This is a genomic window from Flavobacterium sp. (assembly GCF_046153165.1).
GTDB lineage: Bacteria > Bacteroidota > Bacteroidia > Flavobacteriales > Flavobacteriaceae > Flavobacterium.
Genome location: NZ_JBJXEN010000123.1, coordinates 1 through 10,203 on the forward strand (window position 1 = coordinate 1; position 10,203 = coordinate 10,203).

A 10,203-nucleotide genomic window follows, 5' to 3' on the forward strand; every position below is an offset into this window, starting at 1 on the left:
CAACAGTTAAATTATCTAAAAGATGAAATAATAGCTTTAAAAGCTAAAAAAGATATCTCTGAAGAAAATACTAAAAAACAAGATGCCCTTTTGAAACGTAGGTATTTATACGCTGGAAACTTTGCTCTAACGAATGCTGATTACGAAGTTGCGCCTTATATCGCTTTGACCGACATTTATGATATTAATATTAAATATCTAGATACTATTGCAAAATCGATGTCTCCTAAAGTTGCAAAATCTAAATACGGAAAGAAATTAAATGAATATTTAGCTAAAAGAAAAAAGCAAGAATAATATTTTCTTAAAACACTTGAAGCGCAAAGTTCACATAATATAGTTTGTGAACCTTGCGCTTTTTTTGTACAATTAAATTAAGATTAAATATTGAATAACTAATATTTAAATATCGAATAACGAGAAGTTTTAAAACAAAAAAACCACCACAAGTAAATGTGATGGTTTTTACAAAAGAGCCGGCGGAGGGACTCGAACCCACGACCTGCTGATTACAAATCAGCTGCTCTAGCCAACTGAGCTACGCTGGCGACTTAAATTCTGGTGCAAATATAATTCTGAATTTCTAATTTCCAAAATAAATTAGCACTTTTTTACAATTATTTTTAACTACAATGCGTTGATTTTTTCAACCATTTGATTTGCAACTTGTTCCAATTCTAAATTGATTTGTTTGAAGTGTGCTTTTTTGTTTTCTACATTTTTTGCGTTTACTTTTACAATTAAAGCATCAAAAGCTGCAATAGCCTGATCGATTAAACCGTTTGTTGCATCAGTAGGTTTTCCTGAAGTTGTCATTTCATACAAGTAAACTGCTTCAATAATATCTCCTAATACGTAGTTGATGTCTTTTTTTAAATTCTTAACGTTTGCCATTTTATTTTATTTTTGAAATTTTATATTCTGTTGAATGTTATAATTCGGGTGCAAAAGTACATATAATCTTTATAATATAGACTATGAAATGTAAATTTCTAAAATAGATGCCTTCCCTATTAAAGTATAATGAGTAATTACCTCTGGAAGCAATACTGTTTCTCCTTTTTTGAATGATTGTTTTTCCTTGTTATAAACCAAATCAAATTCACCCTCAGTACACATAAATACCTTAAATGAACTTGAATTTTCTTTAAAAGTCAATTCCCCATCGAGCGGGATAAAATTAGTCGTAAAATAAGGGCAATTTACTGCTTCATTTGAAGTGTTAATTATTTTATTGTACTTTTTCTTAGCCTCTACTTTATTATAGTTTATAGCTTCTAGGGCTAAGTCATTGTGTAATTCTCTTGTATTACCTTGTGCGTCTTTCCTGTCAAAATCATAAATACGATAAGTAATATCTGATGTTTGCTGAATCTCAGCTATTAAAATACCCGCCCCTATAGCATGAATTGTCCCTGTTTCTAGAAAAAACACATCCCCTTTTTTTACTGGAATTTCTTCTAGAATTGTGGTCAACGTCTTATTTTCTAAATGTTTTAAATATTCTTCTGGGGAAGATTTTTCTTTAAAACCCACAATAATTCTGGCATTTTCATCAGCTTGCATGACATACCACATTTCGGTTTTTCCGAAAGAATTATGCCGTTTCTTTGCTAGCTCATCATTAGGGTGCACTTGTATTGATAGATCTTCACGAGCATCTAGAAATTTAAATAACAAAGGGAATTGTTCTCCAAATTGCTTATAATTTTTTGTTCCTAATATTTCCTCAGGATACTTTTCAAGTAATTCGTTTAATGTTTTCCCTTGTAGCAAACCATTTTTTATGATACTTACGTCTCCTGCAACTTGAGATAATTCCCAGCTTTCGCCTGTTGTTTGTGAAGTAATTTTTTTTTCGAGGATTGATTGTAACTTAGTTCCTCCCCAAATTCTTTCTTTTAGAATGGGTTCGAAAATAAGTGGATACCAATTTATACTCATATTCATAATATTATAGTGCAAAAATGGGAAAATTTATTCAATTAACCCTGATGGAGTAAAAATCCTTTTTTTCGTTAGTTTGAGTCCCTTACTTTTTTTTAGATAAGAGTGTCAAGAACACAAAAAAAAGATTACTTCAATTAATGTTTATTTCAATTGGAGTTCAGTGAACTTCGTTTGCAACGACAGAAGGAATATGATTTACAAGAATACCCAAGCAATTGCTTCGCTAGTTCGCTATAGCTCGGATCGCTTATGAAAAATATTTATTTCAATTTTTGGATTGCTTCGAGTGATTTAGGTATATGCTGACTGGCGTCCATACTGTTGTAAACCATTTGCACAATCCCTTTTAGATCGACCACATAAGTAACTCTTCCTGGAATTAGTCCTAACATCATGGTTGGTACACCAAAAAGTTTTCTGATACTTTTGTCATTATCTGACAATAGAGTATATGGTAGCTTGTGATTTTGAGCAAATTTTTTGTGAGATTTTGTACTGTCTCCACTTATGCCAATTACTTCGGCTCCTGCATTTTTAATATCTTCATATTCATCTCTAAAAGAACAAGCTTGTTTTGTACAACCTGGTGTTTCGTCTTTTGGATAAAAATAGATAACTAGTATTTTTTTGTGTAGTACGGATTCTATATAAAAATCGTTTCCATCTTGGTCTTTTGCTCCAAATATTGGCATCTTATCTCCTACTTTAATTATTTCCATTATTCTCCTTTATAAGTTACAAAATTACGTGGTGTTTCATATAATATCACTTCTAAGTCCATTTTGGATGTAATTCTTTTTCGAATTTTATTCCAAATTACGACTACTATATTTTCTGCTGTTGGATTTAAATCCTTAAATTCTGGCACATCGATATTTAAATTTTTGTGATCGAATTTGTCTTCTATCTCTTCTTTTATAATATCTGAAAGTATTTTGACGTCCATTACATAACCAGTTTCTGGATCTATTTCGCCTGTAACACTAACTGTTAAATCGTAATTATGTCCATGAAAATTCGGATTGTTACATTTCCCAAAAACAGCATCGTTTTTTTCGAAAGTCCAATCTTTTCGATACAATCGATGTGCTGCATTAAAATGGGCTTTTCTACTTATGGTTACTCTCATAATTTATGATCCTCTAAATAATGGTAAAATTCGTCGAAAATAATTTTGAACCAAATTGTATAAATATCTGGATTCTGATTCATATCCTTTTTCACGTCATCAATACTCATCCATTTCCAATTTTCTACTTCGTCATTATTTATTATTGGTTTTTCGTTATAATAACCTATCATGACATGATCCAGTTCGTGCTCGGTAAGTCCGTTATCAAAAGGTGCTTTGTATATGAAATGAAATAATTCTTTTAGTTCGGTTACAAAACCCATTTCTTCCCGTAAACGACGTGTTCCTGCTTGAATATTTGTTTCTCCTTCTCTTTGATGACTACAACAAGTATTCGTCCATAACAGAGGTGAATGGTATTTATGGTGAGCTCGTTGTTGTAACATAATTTCGTTGTCACTATTTAGTACAAAAACTGAAAAAGCGCGGTGTAAAATTGCTTTTTCATGAGCTTCAAGTTTTGGCATTAAGCCTATTTGTTCGTCTTTTTCGTTTACTAGAATTACTTTTTCTTCTATCATACTTTTTTATTGCGTTGTAAAAATACAAAAAAAGAAAATCATAAACTATCTGGAAAAATCTTTCCTGGATTTAAAATATTATTTGGGTCAAAAACAAACTTTATTCTTTCCATAAGTTCCAAATGAGTTTTAGAAAAAGCAATATCCATATAGTTTTTTTGGACTAATCCAATTCCGTGTTCACCAGACAGAGTTCCTTTTAACGAAACTGTTAATTCGAAAATTTCACGAATTCCTTTGGTAACTTGTGTATTCCAATTCTCGTTAGTCATGTCTCCTTTTATAATATTTACATGTAAATTACCGTCTCCAGCATGACCATAACAAACAGATTTAAATCCATATTTTGCTCCAATTTCTTTAATCCCTGAAAGCAATCTTGGCAATTCATATCTTGGTACAACAGTGTCTTCTTCTTTGTAAATAGAATTAGATTTTACGGCTTCTCCAACCGAACGGCGCATTTTCCATAAAGCATTTTTCTGATCTTCGGTATCTGCAAAAAGTATTTCATCAATTTCAAATTGCTCGACTACATTCATGATTTTTTCAGCTTCTTGCATGAGAATTTCTGGATAATTTCCATCTACTTCTATAAGTAAATGTGCTTGAATTTCTGGTTTTACCTCTACAGAAATATTTGGATTAAATTTTAGTGTCCAATCAATCGCATCACGTTCCATAAATTCTAAAGCACTTGGTACAATTCCTGCTCTAAAAATGGCAGAAACTGCTTCGCAAGCTTGATTAGATTTGTAAAAAGGAACCAACATTAATATATTATGATTAACTTTTGGTAGTAACTTCATAACAATTTTAGTAATAATTCCTAAAGTTCCCTCGCTTCCCACCATAAGTTGGGTAAGATTATATCCTGTTGAATTTTTTAAAGTATTAGCTCCTGTCCAAATAATTTCACCCGTAGATAAAACAACTTCTAGATTAAGCACATAATCTTTTGTAACTCCATATTTTACGGCTCTTGCTCCACCAGCATTTTCAGCAACATTACCTCCTATCCAACAACTTCCTTGACTACTTGGATCTGGCGGATAAAACAATCCTTTTTGGTCAACTGTTTCTCTCAAAACTTGTGTAATAACAGCAGGTTCAACTATAACTTGCAAATTTTGTTCGTCGATATTCAAAATTTTATTAAACCGTTCCATAGACAATCCAATACCTTTATAAATAGATAATGCACCTCCACTTAAACCTGTTCTCCCTCCTATTGGTGTTACTGAAATTTTATATTCGTTAGCTAACTTTAATATTTGAGAAATTTCTTCTGGTGTTTCTGGTTTTAAAACAACCGATGGTGGAAAAACATAATCTTCGGTTTCGTCGTGTCCGTAATGATTACAGGTTTCTTGGTCCGTAAAAACAAAGGATTCTCCTATAATTTGGTTTAACTTTTGAAGTATTTCTGATGTGATTTGCATGAGTCAGTAAATTGAAGAGTAAAAGTAAATTATTTCGCAAAGATTTACAAAGAAGACGTAAATATTAGCGAAGTTTTTAGCCAAAAAAGATTGGATCGGATAGCTCCATCTATATTTTTTTCTTCTTCACATTAGGCAAGAAATAACAAACAATTCCTAAAATTGGCAAGTAAGAACATATTTGGTATACGAATGTAATTGATGTGTGATCGGCTAAAATTCCTAGTAATGCAGATCCTAATGCACCCATTCCGAAGGCAAAACCATAGAAAAGGCCTGATACCATTCCGAGTTTTTTAGGTAATAATTCTTGTGCATAAACAATAATAGCTGGAAATGCTGAAGAGATAATTACTCCAATAATTATCATTAGAACATCGGTATAAAAAAGGTTCGCATAAGGCAATAATAATGCGAATGGCGTGGCTCCAAAAACTGAAAACCATATAATGTATTTTCTGCCAAATTTATCTCCCAATGGACCACCAAGTATTGTCCCTAAAGCATAAGCTATCAGATAAATAAACATATGATATTGTGCTTGTTGAATACTTAAATGAAATTTTTCGATGACAAAAAACTGATAATATGTAGAAAGACTTGCTGAGTAGAAAAATTTAGTAAAAATCACAAAAAGTAAGATTGCAATTGCCATTTTTACTTTTTTATTTGGTAAATCATGCTGTTCTATAAAAAGTCTTTTTTTATCTAATTTTAGCTTTAAATTATCGCGATACCAAAAGGCAATTTTAGAAATTATCATTAATCCCATAGAAGAGCCTATCAAAAACCAAAGAATATATTTTTGAGAATTTGGCACTACGATTGCAGCAACTAATAATGGCGCAATTGCTGTTCCGAGATTGCCTCCAACTTGAAAAATAGATTGTGCTAATCCTCGTTTTCCGCCCGATGCCATATTAGAAATTCGTGCTGATTCTGGGTGAAAAATAGCAGAACCTAAACCTATTAACATTACAGAAACAATTATCCAAGGTAAATTATTAGCGTAAGAAAGTGAAATGATTCCCAATGAAGAGAAAATCATGCCGTAAACTTGCGAAAATGGTTTTGGATATTTGTCTGTATAATAACCTACAAATGGCTGAAAAACAGATGCTGTAAGTTGAAATGAAAAAGTAATTAATCCTATTTGGGTAAAAGTCAACCCATAATTTTGTTTCAAGATTGGGTAAACCGATGGAATTATTGCTTGGATTAAATCATTGAGTAAATGCGCAAAACTAATAGAGAAAAGGATTGAAAAAATGGTTTTTTGAACTAAATTTTCTGCTTTAATATGACTATTTACCTCCGAAGTAATTTCCATTCTACTATTTTTTTCTGCAAAAATACTACTAAAAATACATTTAGAGTAAATTCGATTTGAATTTTAGGAATAGATTAAGAAATCACAAATAAATACTAAAATTTGTATGTCATTATTTAAATATTAAATTTGTAATATATTTTATTACAGTATGATTTCAGGTAAATTTGCTATTACATTACATATTCTCACATTACTAACTAAATTTTCTGATGAGTATTTATCATCCGAATATATCGCTGGCAGTTTGAATTTACACCCTGTTTTAGTAAGAAAAGAAATCGCAAACCTAAAAAAAAATCATATTGTAGAAAGCAAAGAAGGTAAAAATGGAGGTACAAAATTATTGAAACCCGCAAAAGATATATCACTAGACGAAATTTATAAAATCACATTTAATACGGTTACATTGGGATTTTCAAAAAATGAACCTAATCCTCTTTGTCCTGTTGGTAATCAAATTAATCAGAATTTAGAAAATCTATATGAAGATATTAATCAAAAAATAAGTAATCAATTGAGTGAGATTTCATTGATGGCTTTTTCAAATAAATTTTAACTATTTTTTTAAATTAAACTGTAATATTTTTTATTACTATTAAATATTTTAACTATGAAAATTGCAATTATTGGTGCCACAGGATTTGTGGGCACAAACCTATTAAATGAATTATCAAATCGGAATCATGAAATTACTGCGATAGCAAGAAATCCAAAAGATTCAGAACAAGAAAATGTAACTTATGTAAAAGCAGATGTTTTAAATATTGATGAACTTTCTGATATTTTAAAAAATCACGATGCAGTCGTAAGTGCTTATAATCCTGGATGGACAAATCCAGATATATATAATGATTTTATGGCTGGTTCTAAAGCTATTCAAGAAGCGGTAAAAAAATCAGGGGTGAATCGTTACATAACAATTGGAGGAGCAGGGAGCTTATTTGTTGCTCCAAATCTTCAAGCTGTAGACACCCCAAATTTTCCAAAAGAATATTACGCTGGAGCAACTGCTGCTCGAGATTATTTAAATATAATTAAAGAAGAAAAAGATTTAGATTGGGCATTTTTTAGTCCAGCTTTCGAAATGCATCAAGGAATTGCAACAGGAAGAACTGGAAAATATCGTTTGGGTTTAGAAAATCCTGTTTTTGATGAAAATCAAAGAAGTATTTTATCTGGAGAAGATTTGGCAGTAGTAATTGCAGATGAAGTTGAAACTCCAAAACATCATCGAGTACGTTTCACTGCGGCTTATTAAGCATTTGTATTTACTTAGTAAATAAAAAAACAGTTTCATTTAGCAATCGCTTTTTGAAACTGTTTTTGTTTTCATTACTTTTACCTTTCAAAGAGATAAATTTTGACCAATAAAAAAATCCATACTAGTGCGCTTCATGAAAAAGCTGGAATTTCTCCTCCTGAGATTATCAGCACTATTTCTGTTGGACAAATTCAGCAATTTAGAAAAATTCAACCATCATCGGAAGAATTGGTAAACGGAATTTTATCAGGAAATATAACCGCTTTAAGTCGTGCTATTACACTTGTAGAAAGTACAAACATATTGCATTTAGAAAAAGCTAATAAAGTTATTAATGCTTGTTTACCTCATGCCAATAAATCTGTAAGAATAGGAATTACTGGCGTTCCTGGAGTCGGGAAAAGTACTTTTATAGAAGCTTTTGGTAAATATTTAACTGGTTTGGGTAAAAAAGTGGCTGTTCTTGCTGTCGATCCTTCCAGTACTATTTCGCACGGAAGTATTCTGGGTGATAAAACCCGAATGGAAGAATTGGTAAAAGATAAGAATGCATACATAAGACCAAGTGCATCTGGAGAAACTTTAGGTGGAGTAGCAAGAAAAACTAGAGAAACAATAACACTTTGTGAAGCTGCTGGTTTTGACACTATAATTATAGAAACTGTTGGTGTTGGACAAAGTGAAACGGCTGTTCACAGTATGGTCGATTTCTTTTTATTATTAAAAATATCTGGCGCTGGTGATGAGTTACAAGGCATCAAACGTGGTATTATGGAAATGGCTGATGCTATTGTTATTAATAAAGCTGATGGTGATAATGTCAGAAAAGCCAATTTAGCAAAAACCGAATTCAATAGAGCTTTGCATTTATTTCCTGCCAAAAAATCAGGTTGGACGCCAACTACTTCGACTTGTAGCGCAATTACTCATGATGGAATTCCTGAAGTTTGGAAAACAATTTGTGATTTTATGGAACTAACAAAGTCCAATAATTATTTCTTCGAAAAAAGAAAAGAACAAAACCAATATTGGATGTTAGAAACTATTAATGAACAATTGAAAACAAATTTCTTCAATCATCCTGAAATTTATAAATTATTAGAAGAAAACAAAAAAGCAGTTGCAAATGATGAAATTTCACCTTTTGCAGCCGCCAAGATTTTGTTAGAAAAGTATTTTAAAAAATAGTCTTTTTTAATTAGAATGTAACTAATTCGTAGCCATTTTAATACAAAGCTAGTTCAATTAATCACTATCTTTTATTAACATTGAAAATCTTATTTTCAATAAATAAACCCACTGCTCCTAAAACTATCTGAGAAATTCCTAATAATTTGCCCAAACCTTGCCCACATACAATACAAATTGGCTCAGGAACTGGTGGGAAAATTATTATTATTATTCCACCAATAACAATAATGATGATAAATATAATTCTTAAAAAAAATCTGTAATTCATGATTTCTAAATTTAAATTTACTTACTCTTTTCAGTTTTCAGCTTCCCTGTTTTTTACTAATTGTCATTTGTAATTACATTTCAAAATTAAATAGAATCCAATAATTTATTTACAGTAAAAAACACCTTTTTAAAAAAGGAAAAACACCCTTTTAATATATAAAAAAACTGCAAAAAGTAAATTTACCTTTTGCAGTTACACAATTATATTATTTAAAAATAACTAAAAATTACAAACTAAACGTTGCAAAATACATCTTAATTATTCTTTCTCGTAGCGTTCCATTTCACGATCATAAAAAGCGTTAGCCTCTTCTATTAATCCTTCCATTTCGGTATTTAGTTCAGCTTCGTCAAGATCTTCCGCTTCTTCCATAAACTCTACTTCATCATCTTTTAAATTGATAATAAATCGAGGATAATCTAGGTGAATGATGAAAATATCATCTGGAAAATCGGTATTGTCGCCTAGTAAAAATTTTGGTAATTCCATATTTTATTTATTTAATGAGAAATCTATTTATCTGATAAAATCACTGGAGAATTTTTCCCATTCATGAAAATAATTTTCGCGTTTGGAGAAGTTGCAATTTCTTTTTGTGCTTTTATTTGTTCGTATTGTAATTGTTTGTCTGTTAATCCTGTCGAAATAATTCTTTGATAATCAGCGATACCTTGTGCTTCTACTCTTTTTCTTTCGGCTTCTTGCTTTTCTTTTTGTAAAACGAATGTCATTTTTTGAGCATCTTGTTCGGCATTTATTTTACTTTCGATAGTCGCTTTTACAGATTGTGGCAAATTGATATTTCTTATTAACAATTGTTCTAAAATTAATCCTCTAGATTTAAAATCAGCCTCAATACTTTTAAAAATTCGCTGTTGAAATTCATTTCTTTTTGTAGAATATAATGCCACCGCATCATAATAAACAGCGTTGTCACGAATACGAGTTCTGGTAATTGGTCTAACAATTTTATCTGAATAATCGGCACCAATTGTTTTTAAAATTTTTGGAGCATCGGCTGGAGAAATTCTATACAAAACTGTTAAATCTATAACAACTTCTAATCCATCGTTTGACAAAACACGAATCGCATCATCTCCTT

General features: G+C 30.9%; 13 protein-coding genes, 1 tRNA gene and 1 pseudogene. 4 read left to right on the plus strand and 11 right to left on the minus strand.

Translation table 11 applies throughout. The features are described from left to right. Nucleotides 1–297, plus strand: a pseudogene (locus tag ACKVOV_RS14035) (hypothetical protein); the annotation flags it as partial. Between the two features lie 177 nt (nt 298–474). On the opposite strand, the gene ACKVOV_RS14040 reads toward ACKVOV_RS14035, so the two are convergent. The 8 genes from ACKVOV_RS14040 to ACKVOV_RS14075 all read right to left on the minus strand — a co-directional run bounded on the left by ACKVOV_RS14040 (nt 475) and on the right by ACKVOV_RS14075 (nt 6,375). Then, nucleotides 475–548: transfer RNA gene (locus ACKVOV_RS14040), tRNA-Thr, on the minus strand. A gap of 79 nt (nt 549–627) precedes the next feature. Continuing rightward, nucleotides 628–894 (minus strand): hypothetical protein, encoded by a 267-nt coding sequence (locus ACKVOV_RS14045; protein ID WP_409207380.1) that lies wholly within the window; start codon nt 892–894, stop codon nt 628–630. Nucleotides 895–975: 81 nt separating this feature from the next. Continuing rightward, the gene (locus tag ACKVOV_RS14050) at nt 976–1,944 is read right to left on the minus strand and encodes a type I phosphomannose isomerase catalytic subunit (RefSeq protein ID WP_409207381.1); all 969 of its coding nucleotides are present in this window, start codon (nt 1,942–1,944) and stop codon (nt 976–978) included. Between the two features lie 266 nt (nt 1,945–2,210). Beyond that, nucleotides 2,211–2,669: a peroxiredoxin gene (locus ACKVOV_RS14055; RefSeq protein ID WP_409207382.1), complete on the minus strand. Its 459-nt coding sequence runs from the start codon at nt 2,667–2,669 to the stop codon at nt 2,211–2,213. Further along, nucleotides 2,669–3,079: a 6-pyruvoyl trahydropterin synthase family protein gene (locus ACKVOV_RS14060; RefSeq protein WP_409207383.1), complete on the minus strand. Its 411-nt coding sequence runs from the start codon at nt 3,077–3,079 to the stop codon at nt 2,669–2,671. Before ACKVOV_RS14060 ends, ACKVOV_RS14055 begins: the two co-directional genes overlap by 1 nt. Beyond that, nucleotides 3,076–3,603, minus strand: coding sequence for an isopentenyl-diphosphate Delta-isomerase (gene idi / locus ACKVOV_RS14065; RefSeq protein ID WP_409207384.1), 528 nt, complete (start codon nt 3,601–3,603; stop codon nt 3,076–3,078). The genes ACKVOV_RS14060 and idi overlap by 4 nt, the downstream gene beginning before the upstream one ends. 38 nt (nt 3,604–3,641) lie before the next feature. Next, nucleotides 3,642–5,045 carry an FAD-binding oxidoreductase gene (locus ACKVOV_RS14070; protein WP_409207385.1) on the minus strand — a complete coding sequence of 468 codons (1,404 nt, stop codon included), beginning with the start codon at nt 5,043–5,045 and terminating at the stop codon, nt 3,642–3,644. Nucleotides 5,046–5,154: 109 nt separating this feature from the next. Next, the gene (locus tag ACKVOV_RS14075) at nt 5,155–6,375 is read right to left on the minus strand and encodes an MFS transporter (protein ID WP_409207386.1); all 1,221 of its coding nucleotides are present in this window, start codon (nt 6,373–6,375) and stop codon (nt 5,155–5,157) included. A gap of 151 nt (nt 6,376–6,526) precedes the next feature. On the opposite strand from ACKVOV_RS14075, the gene ACKVOV_RS14080 reads away from it, so the two are divergent. The 3 genes from ACKVOV_RS14080 to meaB all read left to right on the plus strand — a co-directional run bounded on the left by ACKVOV_RS14080 (nt 6,527) and on the right by meaB (nt 8,827). After that, complete coding sequence (locus ACKVOV_RS14080; protein ID WP_409207387.1) at nt 6,527–6,934, plus strand: Rrf2 family transcriptional regulator; 408 nt, start codon at nt 6,527–6,529, stop codon at nt 6,932–6,934. A 54-nt stretch (nt 6,935–6,988) separates the two neighbouring features. Next, a complete protein-coding gene (locus ACKVOV_RS14085; protein ID WP_409207388.1) occupies nt 6,989–7,636 on the plus strand; it encodes an NAD(P)-dependent oxidoreductase in 648 nt (215 codons plus the stop codon). 102 nt (nt 7,637–7,738) lie between these two features. Beyond that, nucleotides 7,739–8,827 (plus strand): methylmalonyl Co-A mutase-associated GTPase MeaB, encoded by a 1,089-nt coding sequence (meaB, locus tag ACKVOV_RS14090; protein WP_409207389.1) that lies wholly within the window; start codon nt 7,739–7,741, stop codon nt 8,825–8,827. A 64-nt stretch (nt 8,828–8,891) separates the two neighbouring features. On the opposite strand, the gene ACKVOV_RS14095 is transcribed toward meaB, so the two are convergent. From ACKVOV_RS14095 to ACKVOV_RS14105, 3 genes are all read right to left on the minus strand, one after another. Next, on the minus strand, nt 8,892–9,098 hold the full coding sequence (locus ACKVOV_RS14095) for a hypothetical protein (protein ID WP_409207390.1): 207 nt from the start codon (nt 9,096–9,098) through the stop codon (nt 8,892–8,894). 261 nt (nt 9,099–9,359) lie between these two features. Beyond that, the gene (locus ACKVOV_RS14100; protein ID WP_409207391.1) at nt 9,360–9,590 is read right to left on the minus strand and encodes a hypothetical protein; all 231 of its coding nucleotides are present in this window, start codon (nt 9,588–9,590) and stop codon (nt 9,360–9,362) included. A 23-nt stretch (nt 9,591–9,613) separates the two neighbouring features. After that, a partial coding sequence (locus ACKVOV_RS14105) for a prohibitin family protein (RefSeq protein ID WP_409207392.1) occupies nt 9,614–10,203 on the minus strand: 590 nt, incomplete at its 5' end.